Source organism: Stappia indica (assembly GCF_001696535.1).
Classification (GTDB): domain Bacteria; phylum Pseudomonadota; class Alphaproteobacteria; order Rhizobiales; family Stappiaceae; genus Stappia; species Stappia indica.
Map to the genome: position 1 here is coordinate 206,622 of NZ_MBQE01000003.1, position 23,722 is coordinate 230,343.

Here is a 23,722-nt window from a genome sequence, read left to right on the forward strand (position 1 = left end):
TCAATCCCCGCCCATTCCGCACCCAGGGCCTTCGCGAAAGGTCCCGGTTACTCCGCCAGCACGCGCTGCGGCGGGAAGGTGACCTCCACCAGCGTGCCGTGATTGACCTCCGAGTCGATCCGGAAGCTCGCCCGGTTCGCCTCGACCAGCGCCTTGGTCAGCGGCAGGCCGAGCCCGGTGCCGCCGCCGTGGCGGGCAGTGTGCAGCTGGCGGAACGGCTCCATCGCCGCGGCCAGGTCCTGGTGGCTCATGCCCATCCCGGTGTCGCGCACCCGCAGGATCACCTCGCCTGTGTCCTCCAGCGCCGTCGAGACGATCACCTGTCCGCCCGGCTGGTTGAACTTGATGGCGTTGGACAGAAGGTTCAGCACGATCTGGCGCACCGAACGGCCGTCGGCGACGATCTTCGGCACCGAGGTCGGCAGGCTGGCGCGGATGATCACTCGCTCCCGGTTGGCCTGCGGCTGCATCAGGGCGACGCATTCGCGGATGATGTCGTTGGCCGACACCGCCTCGAAGGTCAGGTCCAGCTTGCCCGCCTCGATCTTCGACAGGTCGAGCAGGTCGTTGATCAGGCTCATGATATGCGAGCCGGAATTGTGGATGTCGCGCAGGTAGCCCTTGTAGCGGTCGTTGCCGACCGGACCGAAGCGCTCCTCCATCATCACTTCCGAAAAGCCGATGATCGCATTGAGCGGCGTGCGGATCTCGTGGCTGATCTTGGCCAAGAAGTCCGACTTCTGCGAGCTGGCGTTTTCCGCCTGCCGCTTGGCGTCGGTCAGTTCCTCCTCGGCCGTCTTCCACTGGGTGATGTCGCGCAGCACCGTGCAGAAGCGCGGCCCTTCCGAGCCGTGGCCGACCCGGCCGATGGTCATGAACAGCGGGATCAGCCCGCCGGAGCGCAACTGGCCGATCACCTCGCGTCCGTCGTTCAGCACGCTGGCGACGCCGTTGCGGGCGAGCCCGTCCAGATAGTCGTTGGCGTCGCGGTGGCTTTCCGGGGCCAGGAAGTCGGTCAGCGGCGCGCCGATCATGTTCTCGCGGGCCCCGTCGAACAGCGCCTCGGCGGAGCGGTTCACCTTCATGATGCGGCCGCCCTCGTCGAGGATCAGCACCCCGTCCGTCGCGGTTTCCAGCACCGCATCCATCTCGGCCAGGTGCTCCTCGGCCAGCGCCAGCGCCGACTGGGTCTCGTGCAGCCGGTCGAGCGCGGCTTCCTGCGCCGGGTCGTGCCGGTCGAGCAGCGACATCATCAGCGCTGTGCCCTCCTTCCACGGCACCGTGTGCAGCCGCGCCTTTACCGGCTTGGTGCTGCCGTCGGCGACGCGGATGCGCATCGTCCGTTCGGTCATGGCGCCGGGCAGGGCGCTCGGCCAGTCCTCGGGCTCGGCGAAAACCGTATCGAGCCCGCCGACGGATTTCAGCGTGTCGAGATCGGCATAGCCCAGCAGGTCGAGCAGCGTCGCGTTGGCATAGTCGACATCCTCGCCGGCGATGATCGCGACGCCGACCGGCAGCTTGTCAAGCAGGCTGGTGCGTGCGGCGCGCGGCGCTGCCGGCGTCTGCATCCGCGGAATGATTCCGAGGCTGGCAACGTTGGGGGCGTCGCGGCCGTCGATCGTGGTGGTCGTCGTCGGCGGGAGGGGCGCTGCCGCCCCGGATCCGGAACCGGCCGGTTCTTCCGCCGTGTCGCTGACGGGCGCATCGGTTGCCGGAGGAGACGGATCGGCAGGCGTGCGGATCGCCTCTGCCGGGGCAGGGGCGGCCTCGTCCAGCTCGCTGCGGGCGCCGAGCGCCTCGGCGATCTTGCGGAAGGCCTCGCGCTCGGGCTTGGACAGGCGCGAGGTGTCGAGGTCCTCGTCGCGCCGCGGCGCTGCCGTCGTTTCCTGCGCAAGCGTGCGGGCCTGGGGCTCCCGGGTGTCCGGCGTGACCACCGGCGCCTGCGGCTCGATCAGCGGCAGCAGGCCGGCCTCCGCCGGAGCGACGGGCTTCTCGGCTTCGGCTTCTGTCGCCGTCTCGGCTGCATCGTCCGAGACGGCGTCAAGATTGTGCGTCCCTGCGGCATCCTCCGCGGCAGCCGAAAGCTCCGGCTCCGCGGGCAGGTCCTCCTGCAGATCTGCCTGCACGGCAGGCGCCTCGTCGGTGCCGGCCTCCACGCTCGGCTCGTCCGCGTCGGCCGTTTCGGTTTCGGCCTCCGAGATCGCGGTCTCTTCCGCTTCCGCGTCGGCTTGGTCCGCAGTATCTGCGGCAAAGATGTCGTCGATCTCCCGCGCGCCCGGCAGGTCGAGCAGGTCGGCGACATCGGCGGTCAGGTCTCGCGGCGCCGGCTCGGCGGCCTGCTCCTCGGGAGCGGGAACCAGCAGGGAGGCCGGTACGGCGGCAAGGTCTGCTGCGTCCTCTTCGGCCTGCGGAGCGGCGTCCGCCGTGGTCTCTGTCTCTGTCGCGGTTTCCGGCTGCGGCTCGTGCGTTTCGCTCTCGCGGATCTCGTCGAGCTCCGCCGGGCTCTTCGTGCTGTCCGCGTCTGCCGCCGGCTCCTCGGTTTCCTCGGCCGCAATTTCCTGCGGCTCTGCCGCCACCTCCTCGCGCAGCGTCAGCGCCAGGCCGGTCGCTGCCGGATCCTCCGACGCTTCGCCCGTCCGGCAGACGCCGAAACCGCGGAAACCCTCGAATACCCGCTGGCGATCAAAGGCCGGGAGCGCTGCCATGTCGACGGGCACGCGCAGGGCGGCGCCGCTGACCGGCCAGTCGACGGTGCGCCCGCTCCAGGTGTCGCGGCGGCGCAGCGCGGCCGCAACCCGGCCGTCGCCGTCGAGGTCGAGCCGCTCGGCGACCTCTTCCCAGCTGAGGCCGACCACATCGGCGGCCTGCGGGCCGAGCGCCTCGGCGAACTCGGGCGAGATGAAGGTGAAGCGCCGGTCGACATCCATCTTCCAGGCAAAGCGCACCGGGCGCTCGCGCGCCTCGAAGGCGAAGCCGGGCACGGCAGTGGGCAGTGTCTCGTCAAGAGCCGTCGCATCACCGGTCGGGCCCGCAGTCGGCTCGTCGGCGGGCGCCTCGTCGCTCTCCGTCGCAGCCTCGGCCTCGCTCTCGTCCTGCATGACCGCCTCGTCTGCCGCCAAGGGCAGGGCAGGGTCCGCGTCCGGATCGCGGGTCTCGTCGATGTCGTCCGTCTGCGGAGCGGTTCCGGACAGGAGTTCGGCCGGGACCTCGTCGGCGATGACGATGGCCTCCGCCGCGGCCACCAGCGTCTCGGTCGTTTCGAGCGCGCCGGTTTCCTCCTGCGCTTCCTCGTGGAGCTCCGCGTCGGCCGTCGCCTCCACCGGGGCCTCGGCCTCGACTTCGGCCTCCGCCGCCTCGTTCAGTGCCGTTTCGATTGCCAGCTCTGCCGGGCGCTCTTCGGCGACATCGTCAGAGGCGGGCGTCGCCTCGGCGCTCGGGCCGGGCGTCTCGGCTGCGGTGTCGGTCGTCCGGCCAGCCGGGAGGAACCGCGTGCCGCTGGCAAACGCGAAAAGGCCGCCCATGCTGAGGCGGCTGCGCGGCGGGGGCGCCGGTGCGGGCGGTTCGGTCACGGGCGCGGCCGGGACGGTGTCCTCTGCCGTATCCTCTGCCCTGTCCTCTGTCATGCCCTCGGCCGCATCCGCGGCATCGTCGAGAACCGGGCTGATATCCGCAGCGATTGCGGGTGCGGCGTCCTCGGCGAGGGGGCGCCCCTTCGCGTCCGCCACCATCAGCACCGAGCCGCTGTCCAGCGTCAGCACGGCTGCCTGGTGCAGCGCTTCGCCGAAGGTGAAATCACGGCGCAGCGGCGCATGCTTGGCCTGGCGCAGGGCGGCGCGAACGCTGTCCGCGTCGGGCAGCTCCAGCTCGCCCGCGCCGCCGGTCAGCATCGTGCCGTCGCGCCGGTAGAGCACGGCGACGTGATCCTCGCCGCCCAGGAAATCGAGAAGGGCGGTTTCCTCGCCGTCGGCCGCATTGGCCGGGGCGTCCAGCGCGACGATCAGCGCGCCGCTGGAACCGTTCGGCAGGTCGAGCCGGCGGCAGGCGCAGGTCAGCAGCATCACCCGCAGGCCGCGATAGAAGCGCAGCCGGTCGATGGTGTCGCGCTCGGTCGGGCCGCTTGCGGCGACGCGCGCGATGTGCGGGCGCGCAGGGGCGCGGCCGAGCCCCGAGAGCTCGGACAGGGCCGCCAGGGTGCCGACGCCGAAGAAGGCCGCGCCTGCCGGGTTCGCCCACAGCAGCGTCTTGCCGTCCTCGGCCCAGATCCAGGCCGGGCGCGCATCCGTCAGGTGGCTGCTGGCGGCCGCCAGGCCGCTCAACGCCATGAAGGTGCTCAACTGGCTGTTCATGGGCATGCTCACTCCGCCATTGCAGCCTTGTCGGCATCTCGACCGCCGCGCCCCGCCGTCCGGTTGGGGCACATTCCGGCAAGATCCTGTTTCCTCAGGTCTTTGCCGGCGGGCACACGAGATTGCGCCGAGCTTTCAAAATCCGACGCGGTAAACAAACAGTAAATATCGTTTCGCATCCGAGTCGTCCACGTCAGCCACTGTAAATGGCCGGTTTCTCTTGAACTGTGGTTAATCCGGATGTGGGGCGTCGATATGACTTTGTAAGGTCCTGGTCATGCTAGGGGCTCCCGATCGGCCCGATTTCCTCCAGGCCGGATTTCCTCTAGGATCGCATGGGTCGCAGGCATCGCGGGTTTCGCGTGCGTGCAGCGCGCCGGGTCTTCCGGGTTCCGGGGCCGGATCAGCGTCAATGAGATCAGCGTAAAGGAGAGGCATCGTGACGAAAAGCGGCAAGACAGGCTTTGAAATTCCCGAGCAGATGCGCGACTTCGCCGACCAGAGCGTCGATCAGGCCCGCAAGGCCTTCGACGAATACATGTCGGCGACCCGCAAGGCGGTGGGCAGCGCCGAGGAAACCGCCCAGACGGTCAAGGCCAGCGCCAACGACATGGGCCGCACCGCGCTCGAATACACCGAGGAGCACGTCTCCGCGGCCTTCGATCTCGCCCAGAAGATGGTCCGCGCCAAGGACCCGCAGGAAATGATGCAGCTGCAGAGCGAATATCTGAAGAAGCAGATGGAAGCGCTCGGCGAGCAGGTGCGCGAGCTCGGCGACAAGGCCGCCCGCACCGCACAGGACGTCGCGCGCAAGACCCGCGACTGACCGCTCTGCCGGCGCCCGGCTTCGCTTTCGGTCCGCTCCGGGCGCCGCTTTCTCCCCCCTTCAGATCCCGCAACCTCATCCGCTCCCTGCGGCCGGCAGGGCGCGCGAATGCATGGCTGCTGCGCGGCCCGCGCATTGTGCGATGCAATAGTTATGTTGCAATGCACAATGAACGTTGCTATATAGGGATCTGTAGATGGCGACCAGCGCATCTGGCGTTCAGGTCGCAGGCTTTCCCCGCAAGGCAGGGCCGCCCCAGGGCGAGCGAGCTGCCAAAGGAGCATACCATGACCGAGACCAAGACCGCTGCTGCGGCGCCGAAGGCGCCGCGTGCCAAGACCGCCAAGGCCGCCGACGCGACCATTGCCGCTTTCCCGAACTTCGAGGCTTTCACCATGCCGAACATGCCGAACATGCCGAAGATGGAAATCCCTGCCGTGACCCGCGAGATGGCCGAGAAGAGCATCGAGCAGGCCCGCGAGGCCTATGCCAAGCTCAAGACCGCTGCCGAGGACGCGACCGACCTCATCGAGGACGGCTTCGAGACCACCCGTCGCAGCGTGCTCGACTTCAACCACAAGGCCGTCGACGCGGCCCGCGCCAACACCGACGCCACGTTCCAGTTCGTCAAGGACATGTTCGAGGTGAAGACGCTGGCCGAGGCGATCGAGCTGCAGACCTCCTTCGCCCGTGCCCAGTTCGACGCGTTCGGCGCCCAGGCCAAGGACATGCAGGAGCTGTCCACCAAGCTGGCCGGCGAGATGAACGAGACGTTCAAGGGCGCCGTCGAGAAGGCCTCCAAGGACTTCAAGGCGGCCTGATCCGCCTCCGGTCTTCGGCCGGAACAGACATCGAGCCCGGGCCGCAAGGTCCGGGCTCTTTGCGTCGCGACGGGGGCTTTGCCCGGTCCGATGCCAGCCTGTGGACGAGCGGACGGAAAGGCGGTTTGCGCCTCTTGCAATCACCGTCGTTTCAAACTAGGTTCCGCCACCGAATTGACGTGCAGACGTAGCTCAGTTGGTTAGAGCGTCGGATTGTGGCTCCGAAGGTCGTTGGTTCAACTCCAACCGTCTGTACCATTCGCCTCCTCCTTTCTTCTCCCTTCATTCCTCTCCCGTGAACAACGGTCCGACCGCGATGCCGCCGCGCATCCCGCCGGCCCGCGCCGCGCGTCCGTCCGACTGTTCTTGCCTCTGTCCCGCATCTTGAGGCACCCTGCCAGGGGAGCCGCCGGAACAACTAGACACGCAGGCGGATTGGGGGAGATGGCAGAGGACACCGGACACATCGGTCACGCCGGCGATGCGACCGCCTATCGGACGCGTCGACTGCTCGAGACCTATTACGACCTGACGCTGCAGCTCGGCGAGCGTCTCGACGTGCACGACGTGTCCGATGTCCTGATGCTGGTGCTCGTTGCGATCGCGGACCTGCGCGGCGCACCGATGGACGCCGAACTCCTCGCCGAGAAACTCGAGTCCTCCCGCTCCACCATCGAACGGCGCCTCAAGCCCTATCTGGACAATGGCCGCATCGCCAAGGAACGGCGAGGCAAGTCAGTAGTTTACCTATGGTCGGGCGATGCCGGACAAGGCGAAGGCGCGCCGGCGGACATGAGCGTCGACATGGTTCGGGCGGTGATGTCGATGGTTTTCGACATTGCCAACGATTGAGCCGACGCAAGGGCCTTATGGTTAAAATTTGTGGAAAATCTGTCGAACTGCACAAATTACCCAGGGGATTGCCCGCCGCGTTTGCGCCTTGCCGCTTGAGTTGCCGGGAATCGCTGCCGAAAGCAGGCCTGTTTCGTCAAAATGACGAATGATCAACATCGGGAGGTCCTTCATGTCGCATGCAGATGATGAACTCCCGACTCAGGCCCACCGGATCCTCCGTCTCTACGAGATGTTCTTCAGCCTCATGTTCCGCTTCATGGAGGAGTATGAAGTAAATGATCTCGGAAACTTGATGATCATTACGACTATCTCGATTGCGAATGCCAACCGTATCGAGGCGGATATTGAAACTATCTCTGAGGAAACCGATATCCCGTACTCGACAGTACGTAGAAAGATCGAAAAAATGTGTGCCGACGGCATTCTCGAGATGCGGAAGGAAAATCAGAAGCTTGTCTTTTCTATCTCTGATCAGATGAACTTTGCCCATCCAGGTCAGGACAAAGAGGAGATAAGCAGAAAATTCCAGAAAGATGTAATGGATATTGTTGTAAAGTCTATTAATGCAATAATACTTGAGAAGAAGAAGTAAATTTCAGAATGGAAATTCCATTCAATTGACCTGTTAAGGTGTTGTTAACTATACAATACCCATACTCGTTGACAGGTTCATCGAGTGAACAGGCCGGTGGGCGAAAGTGCCCGAAAGGCCGTCACCGCGATGAGAGTCGCTACCGAACAATCAGGATGTGGCAGCCGCCGGCGCCCGAAAGGGGCTCTGGCGGAACAGGGAACCTGCGTGTCCGCACCCAGGTTGCTTATAAAAGGAAAGCGGGGCTGAACATGGCTTGGACTCAGGAACGCGAAGATCTGCTCAGGAAGCTGTGGCTGCAGGGGCTCAGCGCCAGCCAGATCGCCTATGTGATGGCAGGCATCACCCGCAACGCGGTGATCGGCAAGGCCCATCGCATGGGGCTTCCCAAGCGTTCGCCCGCCACCAGCCACCGTCCCAAGCCCCGGGTCCAGCGCGGCCAGCCGTCGCTCGCCCTGGTCGGCGCCCGCCCGGCGCCGCGCGAGAGCATCATCGAGAAGCAGTTCCAGCGCAGCCTCGGCCTTGGCTATGAGGCCGGCTTCCAGGCGGAGCAGGGCGACCGCGTCACGCTGATGACGCTGACCAGCCGCACCTGCAAGTGGCCGATCGGCGACCCGGCGGATGCCGACTTCCACTTCTGCAGCCATGACGCGGAAAACGGTCGCTCCTATTGCGAGTTCCACCACAGCCTCGCCTATCAGGGTGTCCGCCGCCGTCGCCAGGTCGCCGAGCGCCGGGCCGCTCCGGTCGAGGCCCTGCCGCTGCGCGCAATCGCGGTCTGACCGCTACGGTTCAGGGTTCGACGCGGGGGCCTCCCCCCTCCCAGGTACTTCGCGTTTGACCCCCGGGGCGGGGCCGGCAACGGCCCCGCCCCTTTTTCTCGCCTCGGGGTGGCGGGGCCGGCAACGGCCCCGCCCCTTTTTTCGTCTTCCGGGTGCGGGGCCGGCAACGGCCCCGTTCCGATTGTGTGTCGAGGGGCAGTCCTCTCCCGGCTTGATCCTGCTCATTGCCGTTCCCGTCGATTGGCGCAAACTGCATGCGACATCGACAGGACCGCCGGCTCCGCCCGGCACGACGGGAGCACGCCCCATGACCCACTCTTCAGGTCTCAAGAAGATCCGTCTCAACCTCGCCCGCACCCACGACTTTCCCAGCGGGTCGTCGCGCCACGGTTACGAGTTCGTCGCCCCGTTGGGGGAGGACCGGCATATCGATGCGGCGCAGTGGAAGGCGCATCGCGAGGCCTGCCGCGTGCGCCGGTTCTGGGCGGACGAGGAGGAGGACATCGGCCACCTCCTGCACCGGCCGGGCGGCTCCTGGGCGTTCCGCTACGATATCGACGGCGACGAGGACGACGAGGCCGGCTATCGCTTTGCCGCCCATGCCTTCGTGCCCGGCGAATACGTCTCCATCCGAGACGAGGACGGCGACCTGCACACCTTTCAGGTGGTGACCGTCCAGGACGTCTGAACGGTTGTTCCGGCCGAACTCTCATTCCGTTTCGGAATGACGTGCCGACACTCGTGCCTTTGCGTGCAGGGCAGCCGGCGGGTATACCGTGAGGTATACAACACCTGGATCGGGATGGAGTGACATGCAGGGGAACGAGACGCGCCGGATTGCCGGTACGGGCGGATTTTTGCTGGTCAAGGCACTGGAGCAGCTGGGTGCGGGCCGCGTCTTCTGTGTGCCGGGCGAGAGCTACCTGCCGGTGCTGGACGCGCTGCATGACGCGGCCATTCCCGTGACGGTCTGCCGCCAGGAAGGCGGCGCGGCGATGATGGCCGAGGCCTGGGGCAAGCTGACCGGCCGGCCCGGCATCTGCATGGTCACCCGCGGCCCCGGCGCCACCAATGCCGCCGCCGGCCTGCATGTCGCCCAGCAGGATTCCACGCCGATGATCCTGTTCGTCGGCCAGATCGAGACCGGCATGCGCGGCCGCGACGCCTTCCAGGAGGTCGACTACCGCCAGATGTTCGGCGGCATCGCCAAGTGGGTCGCCGAGATCGAGGACCCCGCCCGCATCCCCGAGATGCTGTCGCGCGCCTATCATGTCGCGACCTCCGGCCGCCCCGGCCCGGTGGTGCTCGCCCTTCCCGAGGACACGCTCGCCCGCACCGCCGAGGTGGCGGAGCTGCCGCCCTTCCGCCCGGTCGAGACCCATCCCTCGCTCGCCCAGATGGCCGAGCTGCAGAAGCGGCTGTGGGCGGCGCGCCGGCCGCTCGCCATTCTCGGCGGCAGCCGCTGGAACGATGCCGCGCGCGCGGCCTTCGCCCGTTTTGCCGAGCGCTTCCGCCTGCCGGTCGCCTGCTCCTTCCGCCGGCAGATGTTGTTCGACAACCTGCATCCCAACTATGCCGGCGACGTCGGCATCGGCATCAACCCGGCGCTGGCCGAGCGGGTGAGGGAGGCGGACCTGCTGCTTCTCGTCGGCGGGCGCATGTCGGAGATGCCGAGCCAGTCCTACGAACTGCTCGACATTCCCGCCCCGCGCCAGGCGCTGGTGCATGTCCATGCCGGCGCAGAGGAGCTCGGCCGCGTCTATCTTCCCGATCTGGCGATCCACGCGACCCCGATCGGCTTCTGCGCCGCGCTGGAGGGCCTCCAGCCGCCGAACGAGATTTCCTGGTCGGGCAGCGCGGACGAGGCGCACAAGTCCTATCTCGGCTGGTCGGGCGCCCGCCCGCAGGTGCCGGGTGCCCTGCAGATGGCGCAGGTGATGGACTGGCTGGAGGAAAACCTGCCGGAAGACGCGGTGCTGACCAACGGCGCCGGCAACTACGCCACCTGGGTGCACCGGTTCCACCGCTTCCGCCGCAACAACACGCAGCTCGCGCCGACCAGCGGCTCGATGGGCTACGGCCTTCCCGCGGCCGTTGCCGCCGGGCTGCATTCGCCCGGCCGCCGCGTCGTCTGCTTCGCCGGCGACGGCTGCCTGCAGATGACCATGCAGGAGTTCGGCACGGCGGTGCAGGACGGGTCGGCGATCATCGTCGTCGTCGTCGACAACGGCATGTACGGCACCATCCGCATGCACCAGGAGCGGGAGTTCCCGGGCCGGGTCTCGGCGACCACGCTGGTCAATCCCGACTTCGCCGCGCTGGCCCGCGCCTATGGCGCCCATGCGGAGACCGTGCTGACGGCGGACGAGTTCGGCCCGGCCTTCGAGCGGGCCGCCGCTTCCGGCGGGCCGGCCCTGCTGCATCTCAAGCTCGACCCGGAGGCGATCACTCCTGTGCGCAGCCTGAGCCAGATTCGCGCCGGCTGAGCGAACAGGCGGAGCCCGCCGCGGGCGGGCTCTCAGGCCCCTTGGCTGGCCGAGGCGACCGGCAGCGTCACCTTGGCGATGGCGTCGTCGTCGACCGACGACTTCACGGTGAAGCCGAGCGCGGTGCACATCGCCAGCATGGTGGTGTTTTCCTTCAGGACCTCGCCGGTGATCGTCTCGATGCCGTCCGAGCGCGCATAGTCGATGATCAGCTGCATCAGGGCCCAGCCGAGGCCGCGCCCCTTCAGGTCCGACTGGACGATGATCGCGTATTCGCCCGTGCGGTGGTCCGGGTCGGCATGCAGGCGCACCACGCCGAGGATCTCGTCCGTGCCCGGCGTCAGCGCGGCAAAGGCCATGGCGCGCGAATAGTCGAGCTGCACCAGCCGCTGCATGAAGGCGTGGTTGAACTCCTTGACCGGCGCGAAGAAGCGCAGCCGCAGGTCGTGCGGCGACACGTTCTCGAAGAAGCGGCGATAGCGCTCCTCGTCCTCCGGCCGCACCGGGCGGATGTCGACGGTGCTGCCGTCCTTGAGCTGCAGCTGCTTTTCCCATTCCTTCGGATAGGGCGCGATGGCGAGCCGCGAGGTCGGGCGGCGCCCGCGATGCACTTCCGGCTCGCGCAGGGCGATCCGCGCGTCCAGCGCGGTGACGCCGGCCGCGTCCGCCACCAGCGGGTTGAGATCGAGCTCGCGCACCTCCGGCAGGTCGACGGCGATCTGCGCCACCTTGACGAGGGTCAGCGCGATGGCGTCGAGATCGGCGGCCGGCCGGTTGCGGAAGCCGGCGAGCAGCCGGCTCACCCGCGTCTGGCGGATCAGCGCCTGGGCAAGGTTGAGGTCGAGCGGCGGCAGGGCCAGCGCCACGTCGCCCATCACCTCCACGCCCGTGCCGCCATGGCCGAACAGCAGCACCGGCCCGAAGCCCGGATCGTCGGCAAGGCCGATGAAGATCTCCGTACCGCTGGCCGAGCGCACCATCGGCTGCAGCAGGATGCCGGTGATCTCGGCCGCCGGATGCGCCGCGCCGATCCGCTCCAGCAGCGTGGCAGCGGCGATCCGCACCGCCTCGGGCGAGGCAAGGTCGAGCACGACCCCGCCCACATCCGACTTGAAGGGGAGCTGCGGCGAGACGAGCTTCAGCGCCAGCCGTTCGGCCTGCATCAGCATGCCGCGCGCCAGCACCTCGGCCTCGTCCGGCGTTGCCGCCAGCTTCCCGGGCGCCTGCTTGATGCCATAGCAGGAAAGCAGCTCGGCGATCTCGCCCGGGGTGAGCCAGGTCCGCCCGCTGTCGAGCGCGCCGCGCACCAACCGCCGGGCGCTCTCGCTGTCGGTGGTGAAGCCGGCCGGCAGGCTCGGCGGGGCGGCCATCAGCATCTCGCGGGCATCGGCATAGCGCACCAGATGCATGAACGAGCGCACCGCTTCCGAGGCGCTGCCATGGCAGGGAATGCGCGCGGCATCCAGCGGCTGGCGCGGCAGCGGCGCCCCGGCGGCCAGTGCCACCAGCAGTGGCTTGCGCCGACCGTAGCCCGACTGCGTCTCGCCATGCGCCTTCGCCAGTTCGCCGGCGATCTCCTCCAGGTTCACGAAGGCGGAGGGCGCGGCAACCGCCAGCACCGCATCGACATTCGGGTCCGTCAAGAGCACCTTGGCAGCCTCGCCGTAGCGGGCGGGCGGCGAAGTCTCGTGCAGGGTCAGCGGGTTGGCTCGGCTCTGGCCCTCGCGCCGCAGCGGCGCGAGCTGCCCGGCCGTGTCGCTGTCGAGATCGGCCAGCTGCCCGCCCTGCCGCTCCAGCTGGTCGGCGGCCAGCGTCGCCAGGCTGCCGCCGGTTGCCAGAATGGCAAGGCGCCGTCCGGCCACCGGCTTCACCCGGCTCACCGTTTCCACCGCCTCGAACATCTCGTCGATATCGCCGACGCGCAGCACGCCGGCGCGCGCCAGCGCCGCATCGTAGACCGCGTCCTGCATGGCGATGCGGCCGGCATGGGTGACGCGCTCGCCGATCCGCTCGCGGCTGGCACCCGAGCGCAGCACCACGACGGGCTTGGAGCGGGCGGCGACACGGGCCGCCGACAGGAACTTGCGCGGATTGGCGATGGTTTCCAGATGCACCAGGATCGCCCGGGTGCGGTAGTCGAGCGCGAACCAGTCGAGCAGGTCCGAGACGTCGACATCCGTGCGCTGGCCGAGCGAGGCGATGGCGGAAAAGCCGATGCCATTGGCCTTGGCCCAGGACAGCGTCGCGTTCACCACCGTGCCTGAGCGGGCGATGAAGGCAAGGTCGCCCTTGCCGGCCTCGCACACGCCCAGATGCGCGGCCAGGCCGGCCGCCGGCGCGGCGATGCCCAGGCTCCCTGGGCCGAGCAGGCGCAGCGTGTGGGGGCGGGCGGCCTGCAGCGTCGCGGTGACGGTGGCCTCGTCCCAGCGGTCGTAGCCGGGCGACAGGGCGGCGACGGCACGGGTGCCGGCAGCGCCGAGCGCCGCGACCGCGGCCGGGGCGTTTTCGGGGCGTCCCAGATAGAGCGCAAGGTCGGGGGCGAAGGGGAGCTCGGCAATGGTGCTGACCGCGCGGATCCGGCTGCCTTCCTCCGCCGGACAGGCGACCGTTGCCATCTCGCCGGAAAAGCCGCCGCCGGCCAGGCGCGACAGCAGCAGCTTCGGCACCTCGCCGCCGAAGCGGTCGGGCCCCACCACGGCCAGCGAGGCCGGGCGGAAAAGCGCTTCGAGATTGCGGATCGTCATCGGCAATCACCCGGTGTTCGTCGGCGGCGCTTGCGTCCGCATGAAGCCGCGTCGCGGCCGGTCCTGCCGGAGAGTGTGGTCCGAAAGACGGGGATGTCAAAGGCCGCTGCGAGAGAAAGCGGTGAGAGAAAGCCGCAGAGAGAGGAAGGCGCCGCCACTTCCCCCGATGTGGCGACGCCTCGCTTCCGGGCGGCAGGCCGAAAGCCGCGCCCGAAAGCACCTTGGTGCCGGCAGAAACGCTCTGCCCGGCGGATCAGTGCGCCATCAGCACCGGCACGGTCATCGAGGCGAGGATCTCGCGCGTCGCGCCGCCGAACAGGAACTCGCGCATGCGCGAATGGCCGTAGCCGCCCATCGCGATCATGTCGACGTCGTGGTCGGACACGTAGTTGAGGATCGCATCGGCAACGCCCGAACCGGGCCGCGGCACCACGTCGACGGTGACCGACAGGCCATGCCGGGCAAGGTACGTGGCGATGTCGGCGCCCGGTTCGCCGCTGGTGCTGCGGCGGCCGGTCTCGACGATCATCACCGTGACCTTCTTGGCCATCTGCAGCATCGGCATGGCCGCATGGACCGCGCGGCTGGCCGTCGGGCTGCCGTCCCAGGCCACCATGACGTTGTTCATCTTCAGGCTGCCGCCGATATAGGGCACCACCAGCACCGGCACGCCGGCCTCGAACAGCACCGTCTCGATCAGCAGCTCGCGCATGGGCTCCGGCGCGTCCGGGTTGTCCTGGCCGATGACGACCAGGTCGGTCAGCCGGCAATGGGCCAGCACCGCCTCGGCGGAACCGCCGGTGATGATCTCGGCCGTGCGCAGCTCGGCTGCGACGCCGGCCTTGCGGGCCATTTCGGTAAAGGCCTCGCCGGCGCTCTTGGCTGCCTTCAGCGCCTGGTTGCGGGCGATCTCGATATAGTCCGCCGGCATCGGGCCGGCGATGAAGCCCGGTACGACCGGCTCGAAGGCGACCGTCAGGCCGGTCGCATGCGCGCCGGTGCGGGTTGCCAGGTCGAGCGCTGCCTGCGCCGCGTGCTGTTTGCCGGCCAGATCGACCAGCGTGAGAATGTCCTTGATAGCCATGGATCGCGTCCCTCCATCTCACACCGTGCCGTTGCAGCCGGAAAGGCTGCCGCGGGGGTTGTGCCGAAATTAGGACGTCCGCTCCCCCCGATCCTTGACCGGGATCAATCTTCGGATGCGGACCCTAGCGCGCGCGTGTCCCGACCCGGGCGCGCAACTACGCATCGTTGCACAGGATGGATCAGATTTAAATCGGCGATGATTTTAGCCGATCAGTATTTCATCCGAAATTCGATGTCTGCGTAAGAGAAACCGGACGCTGCGGTACGTCGTGTGCGGCAGTATCCCGACAATTGACAGTGGATACGAAGCAATCGTTACGGAGGCTAGAATGCGCAAGTACTTCATGGGTGCGGCTCTCGCGACGGTCCTGGCAACGGCCGGCACCGCGAATGCGGCAAACATCGTCGAGACTGCCCAGCAGGCCGGCACGTTCAACACGCTGATCGCGGCCGCACAGGCCGCCGGCCTGGTCGAGGCGCTGTCCGCGCCCGGTCCGATCACGGTGTTCGCGCCGACGGACGAGGCCTTCGCCGCACTGCCGGAGGGCACGGTCGAGAACCTGCTGAAGCCGGAGAACAAGGGCCAGCTCGCCGCGATCCTGAGCTACCACGTGGTCGGCCAGGAGATCACCTCCGACGAGATCCCGGCCGCCACGACCGAGGTCGAGACGCTGAAGGGCGAGGGCGACCGCACGATCACCGTGGTGAAGTCCGACAGCGGCGTCACCGTCGACGGGGCCAATGTGGTCACCGCCGACATCAAGGCCGACAACGGCGTCATCCATGTCATCGACAAGGTGATCATGCCGTCCGAGTGACCTTGCCGTAAGCGTTGCATGGAAAGGCCGGCGTCTGCGCCGGCCTTTTCGTTCGGTGGCCCGTGGCGGGCACCGCGTTCGCCTACTGGTCGCGCAGCGCCTCGCGGGCGATGATCAGCCGCTGGATCTCCGAGGTGCCCTCGTAGATCGTGGTGATGCGTGCATCGCGCGCCAGCCGCTCCAGCGGATATTCGCGGATGTAGCCGGCCCCGCCATGCAGCTGCAGCGCCGCATAGGTGGCGCGTTGGGCGGCTTCCGAGGCGAAGAGCTTGGCCATCGAGGCCTGGCGGGAGAAAGGCTTGCCCTCGTCCTTCAGCGCGGCGGCCTGCAGGATCAACAGCCGTGCCGCCTCCAGCTCGGTCTCCCGGTCGGCGATCATCCACTGCACGCCCTGCATGTCGGAGATCGCCTTGCCGAACTGCCGGCGCTCCTTCACATAGGCTTTGGCCCGATCCATCGCCGCCCGGGCGATGCCCAGCGACAGGGCGGCGATGCCGATGCGCCCGCCCGCCAGCTCGCCGACGGCAATGCGGAAGCCGTCGTTCTCGCGGCCCAGCAGCGCGCTCGCCGGCACCCGGCAATTCTCGAAATGCACCTCGTTGGTCGCCGAGCCGGTCTGCCCCATCTTCTTCTCGGCCTTGCCGATGACGAGGCCCGGCGTGCCGGCTTCCACCAGGAAGCAGCTGATGCCCTTGCCCTTCGGGGCATCCTTGTCGGTGACGGCCCACACCACGAAGACGCCGGCATATTCGGCGGAGGTGATGTAGAGCTTGGAGCCGTTCAGCACGTAGTCGTCGCCGTCGCGCTCGGCGCGCGTGCGCATGGAGGCCGGGTCCGAGCCCGCGCCCGTTTCCGTCAGGCAGAAGGCACCGGCGGAGTAGGTGCCGTCGGTCAGCAGCGGCAGGTAGCGCGCGCGCTGCTCGTCGTTGCCCACCGCCTGGATGACTTCCGCCACCATGTTGGAGACCGAGACGGTGACGCCGGTGGAGGCGCAGGCCTTGCCGATCTCCTCGACCGCGATGGCGAAGGCGACGCTGCCCGCGCCCGTGCCGCCATGGTCGGGCGAGATGTTGAGGCCCATGAAGCCGTTTTCGGCAAGCAGCTTCAGATTGGCGAGAAAGGCTTCCCGGCCGCCGCCCTGGTCCAGTTCCTCGGCCAGCGGAGCGATCTTGTTCTCGGCGAGCTTTCGCGCCGTGTCCTGGATGAGATACTCTTCCTCGCTCAACGAAAACTGCATCGGCGTTCCTCCCAGAACAATGATGTCGCCAAAGGGTTGGATCAGGACCGCAAGAACCGGCCATGACAGGTGCAAAGACATACGGCCCGGCGGCCCCGCTGTCCACGGTCGAGGAGACGTCGGACGGCGCGCTCAGGTTGCAGGAGCGCTCGCGCCACATCCCGGGCCGGCTCGGTCTGCGGCTGCCGGCGCAGGTCCGCCGCGTCCTGCTGTTCCTGCCGCCGGTGCTGGTGCTGCTGCTCGCCGTCTTCGCCGCCGACTGGGCGGAGGTGCAGTCGGGCCTGCGCAGCGATGCGGTGGCGCGCGAGCGCCTGACGCTTTACCGCGAGACCATTCTGCGCGAGCTCGAGAAGCATCGCTACCTTCCCTATATCGTCGCGCGCGATCCGCGCGCCGTCGGCGTGCTGTCGGACCCATCCACCGCGCCCATGGCCAACCGCTTCCTCAAGGATCTGGCGGCAACCACCGGCGCGGACGCGCTCTATGTGATGAATGCGGACGGGCTGACCGTCGCGGCCAGCAATTTCGACACGGCCGGCTCCTTCGTCGGTATGAACTACTCGTTCCGCCCCTATTTCCACGAGGCGAAGGACGGCGGGGAAGGGCGCTTCTTCGCGGTCGGCGCCACCACCGGCGAGCCCGGCTTCTTCTTCGCCCGCTCCACGCCGGCCGGCGCGCCGGTGCAGGGCGTGGTGGTGGTCAAGGTCGACATGGAGCGACTGGAGAACAACTGGCTCGATGCCGGCGAGACGGTGATGGTCACCGACGTGCACGGCGTCGTCTTTCTCGGCACCCGCGACGACTGGCGTTATTCCTCCATCGCCCCGCTGGACGACATGGTCGTCGCCGCCATCCGCTCCGATAGGCAATACGGCAATGCCCGCCTCGCCAGCCTGCAGCAGGGGCCGCTGGCGCAAACGCGTCTCGTCATCGGCGGCACCGCCTGGCGCCAGTCGCGGCTCCGCGTCGGCATGCTCGACTGGACCATCCACTACCTCACGCCAATGAGCGAGGTGCGGGCACCGCGCGGCGTCGTGTGGGCCGGCGCCTTCGCGCTCATCCTGCTTTATGCCATCTGGCTGCTGGTGCTGCGCAGCCGCCGGCTCGGGCGCGTCACCGCCGGCCTGCGGCAGGACGCGGCGACCTTGCGCGATCTCAACCGCCGCCTCGTCGACGAGATCGAGGAGCGGCGCCGGGTCGAGCGGGAGCTGCGCGAAACCCAGGCCGATCTTGCCCGCGCCGGACGCCTTGCCGCCGTCGGCGAAATGTCGGCAGCCGTCGCCCATGAGCTCAACCAGCCGCTCGCCGCGCTGGGCATGTTCGTCTCCGGTGCCCGGCTCTACCAGCAGCGCGGCGAGACCGCCGCGGTGACGGAGAACCTCGACGAGATCGACGCTTTGCGCCACCGCATGGCGACGCTCACCCAGGAGCTGAAGCGCTTCGCCCGGCCCGGCGAATCGCGCATCGAGACGGTGGACCTGCGCGATTGCCTGAAGACCAGCGCCAAGCTGGTGCGCCCGCGCATCGAGGAGAGCGGCGTCGCCCTGCAGCTGCACTTGCCCTCGCAGCCGATGACCGCCAACACCGCGCCGCTGCGTGTCGAGCAGGTGCTGGTCAACCTGCTGCGCAACGCCATCGACGCCTGCCAGGGCGTGGAGGCGCCTGTCGTCGAGGCCCGCGCGCGGATCGAGGAGGGGCGTGCCGTGATCGAGATCCTCGACAATGGCGAGGGCATCCCCGAGCCGCTGCGCGAGCGCATCTTCCAGCCCTTCTTCACCACCAAGCCGGCGGCGACCGGGCTCGGCCTCGGGCTTGCGATCTCGGCGCGGATCGTGGAAGACCTCGGCGGCGCCCTGAAGACGCGGGCGCGCCGCACGTCCGACGGCGCCTGTTTCATCCTCTCCCTGCCGCTGGCGGGGGAGCGGGACGACGCCCATCGTGGCGGGGAGGCGGCACGCTCGCCCTCGCACCAGCTAGACGGGGTCGGCGCGGAGTGAGGGCGGCGGGCGCACGAGGCGTGGGGAGCAGGGCAGCATGACCATCGACAGCGATCGCCACGCCGCGGCGGCCAAGCGAACGCCGGTGCTCGTCGTCGACGACGATCCGTCGATGCGCGCGGGCCTGCGCCAGTGGATGCGGCTGGCCGACTTCGACCCCGTGGAGGCGGTGGATGCGGAGACAGCGCTCTCGAACCTTGCCGCCGACTTTCCCGGCTGTGTCATCTCCGACGTGCTGTTGCCCGGCGCCAGCGGTCTGGAGCTGCTGCGGCGGGTCAAGCAGATCGACCCGGACCTGCCGGTGATCCTGATGACCGGCCACGGCGACGTGCCGATGGCGGTGGAGGCGATGCGCCAGGGCGCCGCCGACTTCATCGAAAAGCCCTTCGATCCGGACATGCTGGCGGCGATGGTCCGCCGCGCCACCGGTCATCGCCGGCTGGTGCTGGAGAACCGCGCGCTCAGCCGCCGGCTCAGCGACATGAGCGGCCTGTCGGCCCGCCTCATCGGCGAATCCGCCGCCATGGTCCGCCTGCGCGAGCAGATCGGCCATTTCGCCCGCACCGACGCTTCGGTGATGATCATCGGCGAGACCGGCACCGGCAAGGAGGTGGTGGCGCGCGCCCTGCACGACCTGTCGCCGCGCGCCGATGCGCCCTTCGTCGCGCTCAACTGCGCGGCTCTCCCCGAGACCATGGTCGAGGCGGAGCTTTTCGGCCATGAGGCCGGTGCCTTCACCGGCGCCGACCGCAGCCGGGTGGGGCGGATCGAGCAAGCCGACCGCGGCGTGCTGTTCCTCGACGAAGTGCCCTCCATGCCGCTCGCCCTGCAGCCCAAGCTCCTGCGCGTGCTGCAGGAGCGCGAGGTCGACCGCATCGGCGGCCGCTCGGCTGTGCCCGTCGACATCCGCATCATCAGTGCGGCCAATGTCGACCCGCGCCAGGCGGTGGCGGAAAACCTGATGCGGCAGGATCTCGTCTACCGGCTCAACGCGGTGGAGATCCGCATCCCGCCGCTGCGCGAGCGCGGTGGCGACATCCGCCTGATCTTCGACAGTTTCGTCAACCGCTTCATGGCCGAATACGGCATCGACGGCGTCGCCCTGTCGCCCGACGATGCCGGTTTTCTGGCGGCGCACGAGTGGCCGGGCAATGTCCGCGAGCTGCGCAACGCCGCGGAGCGCTTCGTGCTCAACACGCCGATGGGCGCGCCCTCGCTGCGCGATCTCGTCACCGGCGCGGCCCCCGGCACGGAAGGGGCGCCGCGCGGCCGCCTGCGCGAGCTGATGGAGGAGTACGAGCGGCGTGTCATCGTCGATGCGCTGCGCCGCCACGACGGTCGCATCGCGCCGGTTCTGGACGAGCTCGACCTGCCCCGCCGCACCCTCAACGAGAAGATGGCGCGCCTCGGCCTCAGCCGCACCGGCGAGGGATCGGGCGAGGCCTGATCCTCGTCGTCGGCAAGATCTTGCCGATCGTTGGTAACCTTTCGGCAAGGTTTTGCCGGTCGATGCCGTCAATGTTGCACCGCGCAATGGTGCAACCCGCCTTTTCCCCTCCCGATTCCGGCCCGATATCGCCGTTTGCGGCCGATCTGGCACGCGGCTTGCCAAGCTTTTCCCAATCGCCTGTCAGGGAGGACGGGCGAGGATAGCGAGATGGCCGCGGCGCAAGGTCGGCGCCCGGCCGACATCCTGGGAGGACTGACATGACCCTTTCCCGCAAGCTCGCCGTGCTCGGCACGACGACGATCCTCGGTCTCGGCTTCGCGACCGAGACGATGGCGCTCGAGTGGAACGTCTCCGTGTGGGGCAAGCGCCGCGCCTTCACCGAGCATATCGAGAAGCTCGCCGAGCTGGTCAGCGAGAAGACCAACGGCGAATTCACGCTGAACATCGCCTATGGCGAGGCCCTGTCGAAGTCGCGCGAGAATCTCGACGGCATCTCCATCGGCGCCTTCGAGATGGCGCAGATCTGCGCCGGCTATCACGAGGACAAGAACCCGACCCTGACGGTCATCGAGCTGCCGTTCCTCGGCGTGCCGGACCTGCCGACCCAGATCGAGCTGGAAAACACGATCTACCAGCACCCGGCGGTCGCCAAGGACCTGATGCGCTGGGACGCCAAGCTGCTGATGTCCTCGCCGATGCCGCAGTACAATTTCGTCGGCAAGGGCGATGCGCCGACCAAGGTGTCGGACTTCGAGGGCATGCGCGTGCGCGCGCTGGGCGGCATCGGCCAGGCCATGACCACCATCGGCGCCGTGCCGACCACCGTGACCGCCTCGGAGACTTTCCAGGCCATCGATTCCGGCACGGTCCGCGCGGCGTCCTTCGCCCCGCACGCCCACCTGTCGTTCCGCACCATCGACGCCGGCAACTGGTGGACCAACAACCTGAACCCGGGCACCGTCAGCTGCCCGGTCGTCGTCAGCAGCACCGCCTATGACGCTCTTCCGGACAACTTCCGCGAGGCGCTGGACAGCTCCGTCCAGGGCGCGATGGAGCATTATCTCGCCGAGTACGACAAGGTGTACCAGAAGTGGTACCCGACGCTGGAAGAGATGAAGATCGAGCAGATCGAGTTCCCCAAGGAGGAGCTGCAGGCCTTCAAGGAGAAGGCCGGCAAGCCGATCTGGGACGCCTGGGTGCAGAAGATGAATGCACAGGGGCTCCCGGGCCAGGAGCTGCTGGACCTCGCCCTGTCCAAGCTGGACTGACGCGGATAGAGCGGACGGGCGCCGGCTGCCTCGCCGAAGAGGCCGGCCGGCGCCTTTCCTTCGGGCCCCGTCCGGGACCCGTTTCCCCGATCGCCCCATGGACCCCATGAGCTGGCCCTGCGCCCGCAGCCGAAGGCCGAGCCCTTCCGCCTGCGCACCGGCCGGCCGGAGCTTGTCATGACATCGCCAACCGCCCACAGCGGCCCGCCCGGCACCTATATCCGCTTCGACGGATGGCTGCGCGTGGTCGAGAACGCCTTCAACATGATCGCCGCCGTCAGCATCCTTGCCCTGATGCTGCTCGCCGTCGTCCAGATCGTCGGCCGCAACGCCTTCAACTGGCCGGTGCCCGGTTTCATCGACATCACCGAACAGGCGATGGCGGTCTTCGCCTTCATGGGCATCGCCTATTGCCAGCGCGTCGGCGGCCATATCCGCATGGAGCTGTTCCTCGGCAAGCTGAGCGGCCGGGCCATGTGGATCGCCGAGGTGATCGGCATTCTCGGCATCTGGATCGTCGTCGCGGCGCTGATCTACGGCTCCTGGTTCCATTTCGAGCGGTCCTGGACCATCGGCGACAGCTCCATCGATATCGGCCTGCCGACCTGGCCGTCGAAGCTGGTCATTCCCGTTGCCCTGTCGCTGCTGTTGCTGCGCCTGACGCTGCAGCTCTACGGCTACTGGCGCCTGGTGCGCGATCCGTCCGCCGAGCCGGTCGCCGTGCCGGTCCTGGCCGACGTCGAATCCGTTGCCCGTCATGAAATCGAGGAAGCGCTCGGCGACGACGACGCCTCCGGCAAGGGGCAGGAGACGCCGCGATGACCCCGTTCGAAATCGGACTGATCATGACCGGCCTGCTGCTGGTCCTCGTCGTGCTGGGCATGCGCGTGGCCTTTGCCGCCGCCCTTGTCGGCACGCTCGGCCTCATCGCCATTTTCAGCATGCGCATGGGCTTCGAGCGCGGTGTGGTCACCGCCCTCAAGATGGCCGGCACCATCCCGCATTCCAAGTCGGTCACCTATTCGCTCTCGGTGCTGCCGACCTTCATCCTGATCGGCTTTCTCGCCTTCTATGCCGGCTTCACCCGGCAGCTGTTCGAGGCGGCCAAGCGCTGGCTCGGCTGGCTGCCCGGCGGCATGGCGGTCGGCACGGTCTTCGCAACGGCCGGCTTTGCCGCCGTCTCCGGCGCCTCGGTCGCAACGGCTGCGGTCTTCGCCCGCGTCGCGATTCCCGAAATGCTGCAGGTCGGCTATTCCAAGCGCCTGTCGGCGGCGGTCGTTGCCGCCGGCGGCACGCTCGCCTCGCTGATCCCGCCCTCCGCGATCCTGGTGATCTACGCCATCCTGGTGGAACAGTCGGTCGCCAAGCTGCTGCTCGCCGGCTTCCTGCCGGGCATCTTCTCGGCGGTCGTCTACATCGCCATCATCATCGGCATGGCCATGTGGAAGGGCGATGCCCCGCCGGTGCGCGGCTTCACCTGGGGCCAGCGTCTCGCCTCGGTGCCCGGCACCCTGCCGATCGTCGCGGTCGTGGCGATCATCTTCGGCTCGCTCTACTACGGCTATGCCACGCCGACGGAAGCCGGCGCGCTCGGCGCCTTCGTCGTGCTGGTCTCAGCCTTCGTCAACGGCATGCGCGGCAAGCAGCTGTGGCAGGCCCTGCACGAGACGGCGAAGCTGACGGTGATGATCTTCACGCTGATCTGGGGCGTGCTGGTCTATGTCCGCTTCCTCGGCTTCGCCGGCCTGCCCGATGCGTTCGAGCAGTTCATCGTCTCGCTGCATTTCTCGCCGTGGCTGATCCTCATCGTGATCCTGTGTGCCTATGCGGTGCTCGGCATGTTCATGGACGCCATCGGCATGCTGATCCTCACCCTGCCGGTGGTCTATCCGGCGGTGATGGCGCTCAATGGCGGCGAGGGGGTCTCGGCCGCCGACAGCGCCTTCGGCCTGTCGGGAGAAATGTGCGCGATCTGGTTCGGCATCCTGGTGGTGAAGATGGCGGAACTCTGCCTGATCACCCCGCCCATCGGGCTGAACTGCTTCGTGGTGGCGGGCGTGCGCGACGACATCCCGGTGCAGGAAGTCTTCCGCGGTTGCACGCCGTTCTTCGTTGCCGACATCCTGACCATCGGCGGCCTGGTGGCGTTCCCCGCCATCGTGACCTTCCTGCCCTCGATCATGTAAGGGCGGGCATCGGCCCGAAGACAAAAAGAAAGGGGCGCCGCCGGGCGCCCCTTTTTGTTTGCAGCGCTTCGGCCTCTCTCCTGCGTCACCCCGGCCAAGCGCAGCGGAGATGCGGGGTCTATTGGTTGCCAGAGCGGTGACGAGAGACACGCCGACGCGCGCCCATGCTCAGCGTGTCGTCCCGGTTTCGGCGAAGCCGAAGACCGGGAACCAGTAACCCCAAACGGT

The 23,722-nt window shown here is 68.1% G+C and carries 18 protein-coding genes and 1 tRNA gene; 14 read left to right on the forward strand and 5 right to left on the reverse strand.

Translation table 11 applies throughout. The features are described from left to right. Positions 1-47 precede the first annotated feature (47 nt). A complete protein-coding gene (locus BBX35_RS12290; RefSeq protein ID WP_067221511.1) occupies positions 48-4,346 on the reverse strand; it encodes an ATP-binding protein in 4,299 nt (1,432 codons plus the stop codon). Positions 4,347-4,785: 439 nt separating this feature from the next. On the opposite strand from BBX35_RS12290, the gene BBX35_RS12295 reads away from it, so the two are divergent. From BBX35_RS12295 to BBX35_RS12310, 4 genes are all read left to right on the forward strand, one after another. After that, entirely contained in the window at positions 4,786-5,172 is a 387-nt protein-coding gene (locus tag BBX35_RS12295) for a phasin (protein WP_228187052.1), read from the forward strand. Positions 5,173-5,459: 287 nt separating this feature from the next. Next, on the forward strand, positions 5,460-5,993 hold the full coding sequence (locus BBX35_RS12300) for a phasin (RefSeq protein WP_067220425.1): 534 nt from the start codon (positions 5,460-5,462) through the stop codon (positions 5,991-5,993). A gap of 181 nt (positions 5,994-6,174) precedes the next feature. Beyond that, positions 6,175-6,251 (forward strand) — tRNA-His (locus tag BBX35_RS12305). A 186-nt stretch (positions 6,252-6,437) separates the two neighbouring features. Further along, complete coding sequence (locus tag BBX35_RS12310; protein ID WP_067220427.1) at positions 6,438-6,845, forward strand: hypothetical protein; 408 nt, start codon at positions 6,438-6,440, stop codon at positions 6,843-6,845. 21 nt (positions 6,846-6,866) lie between these two features. Here the strand turns inward: BBX35_RS12310 and BBX35_RS23665 are convergent, their stop codons facing one another. Further along, the gene (locus tag BBX35_RS23665) at positions 6,867-7,004 is read right to left on the reverse strand and encodes a hypothetical protein (RefSeq protein ID WP_171901444.1); all 138 of its coding nucleotides are present in this window, start codon (positions 7,002-7,004) and stop codon (positions 6,867-6,869) included. A gap of 13 nt (positions 7,005-7,017) precedes the next feature. On the opposite strand from BBX35_RS23665, the gene BBX35_RS12315 reads away from it, so the two are divergent. From BBX35_RS12315 to BBX35_RS12330, 4 genes are all read left to right on the forward strand, one after another. Beyond that, complete coding sequence (locus BBX35_RS12315) at positions 7,018-7,440, forward strand: helix-turn-helix domain-containing protein (protein ID WP_141687858.1); 423 nt, start codon at positions 7,018-7,020, stop codon at positions 7,438-7,440. Positions 7,441-7,691: 251 nt separating this feature from the next. Continuing rightward, positions 7,692-8,222, forward strand: a complete 531-nt coding sequence (locus BBX35_RS12320) for a GcrA family cell cycle regulator (RefSeq protein WP_067220432.1) — start codon at positions 7,692-7,694, stop codon at positions 8,220-8,222. Positions 8,223-8,529: 307 nt separating this feature from the next. Further along, positions 8,530-8,910, forward strand: coding sequence for a hypothetical protein (locus BBX35_RS12325; protein WP_067220435.1), 381 nt, complete (start codon positions 8,530-8,532; stop codon positions 8,908-8,910). 124 nt (positions 8,911-9,034) lie between these two features. Beyond that, positions 9,035-10,708 carry a thiamine pyrophosphate-binding protein gene (locus BBX35_RS12330; RefSeq protein WP_067220437.1) on the forward strand — a complete coding sequence of 558 codons (1,674 nt, stop codon included), beginning with the start codon at positions 9,035-9,037 and terminating at the stop codon, positions 10,706-10,708. 32 nt (positions 10,709-10,740) lie between these two features. On the opposite strand, the gene BBX35_RS12335 is transcribed toward BBX35_RS12330, so the two are convergent. Continuing rightward, the gene (locus BBX35_RS12335; protein ID WP_067220439.1) at positions 10,741-13,452 is read right to left on the reverse strand and encodes a bifunctional acetate--CoA ligase family protein/GNAT family N-acetyltransferase; all 2,712 of its coding nucleotides are present in this window, start codon (positions 13,450-13,452) and stop codon (positions 10,741-10,743) included. 253 nt (positions 13,453-13,705) lie between these two features. Further along, a complete protein-coding gene (locus BBX35_RS12340; protein WP_067220442.1) occupies positions 13,706-14,536 on the reverse strand; it encodes a universal stress protein in 831 nt (276 codons plus the stop codon). Between the two features lie 331 nt (positions 14,537-14,867). On the opposite strand from BBX35_RS12340, the gene BBX35_RS12345 reads away from it, so the two are divergent. Beyond that, positions 14,868-15,356: a fasciclin domain-containing protein gene (locus BBX35_RS12345; RefSeq protein WP_067220444.1), complete on the forward strand. Its 489-nt coding sequence runs from the start codon at positions 14,868-14,870 to the stop codon at positions 15,354-15,356. An 82-nt stretch (positions 15,357-15,438) separates the two neighbouring features. Here the strand turns inward: BBX35_RS12345 and BBX35_RS12350 are convergent, their stop codons facing one another. Beyond that, positions 15,439-16,593 (reverse strand): acyl-CoA dehydrogenase family protein, encoded by a 1,155-nt coding sequence (locus BBX35_RS12350; protein WP_067220446.1) that lies wholly within the window; start codon positions 16,591-16,593, stop codon positions 15,439-15,441. Positions 16,594-16,655: 62 nt separating this feature from the next. Here BBX35_RS12350 and BBX35_RS12355 point away from each other — a divergent pair, with 62 nt between their 5' ends. The 5 genes from BBX35_RS12355 (at position 16,656) to BBX35_RS12375 (ending at position 23,494) form a co-directional block, all read left to right on the forward strand. Next, positions 16,656-18,590 (forward strand): ATP-binding protein, encoded by a 1,935-nt coding sequence (locus tag BBX35_RS12355; protein WP_067220448.1) that lies wholly within the window; start codon positions 16,656-16,658, stop codon positions 18,588-18,590. Positions 18,591-18,627: 37 nt separating this feature from the next. Next, the gene (locus BBX35_RS12360) at positions 18,628-20,037 is read left to right on the forward strand and encodes a sigma-54-dependent transcriptional regulator (RefSeq protein WP_067220450.1); all 1,410 of its coding nucleotides are present in this window, start codon (positions 18,628-18,630) and stop codon (positions 20,035-20,037) included. Positions 20,038-20,297: 260 nt separating this feature from the next. Beyond that, positions 20,298-21,308, forward strand: a complete 1,011-nt coding sequence (locus tag BBX35_RS12365) for a C4-dicarboxylate TRAP transporter substrate-binding protein (protein WP_067220452.1) — start codon at positions 20,298-20,300, stop codon at positions 21,306-21,308. A 177-nt stretch (positions 21,309-21,485) separates the two neighbouring features. After that, positions 21,486-22,130 carry a TRAP transporter small permease subunit gene (locus BBX35_RS12370; RefSeq protein WP_067220454.1) on the forward strand — a complete coding sequence of 215 codons (645 nt, stop codon included), beginning with the start codon at positions 21,486-21,488 and terminating at the stop codon, positions 22,128-22,130. Then, complete coding sequence (locus tag BBX35_RS12375; protein ID WP_067220456.1) at positions 22,127-23,494, forward strand: TRAP transporter large permease; 1,368 nt, start codon at positions 22,127-22,129, stop codon at positions 23,492-23,494. The genes BBX35_RS12370 and BBX35_RS12375 overlap by 4 nt, the downstream gene beginning before the upstream one ends. The last annotated feature ends 228 nt before the right edge of the window (positions 23,495-23,722 follow it).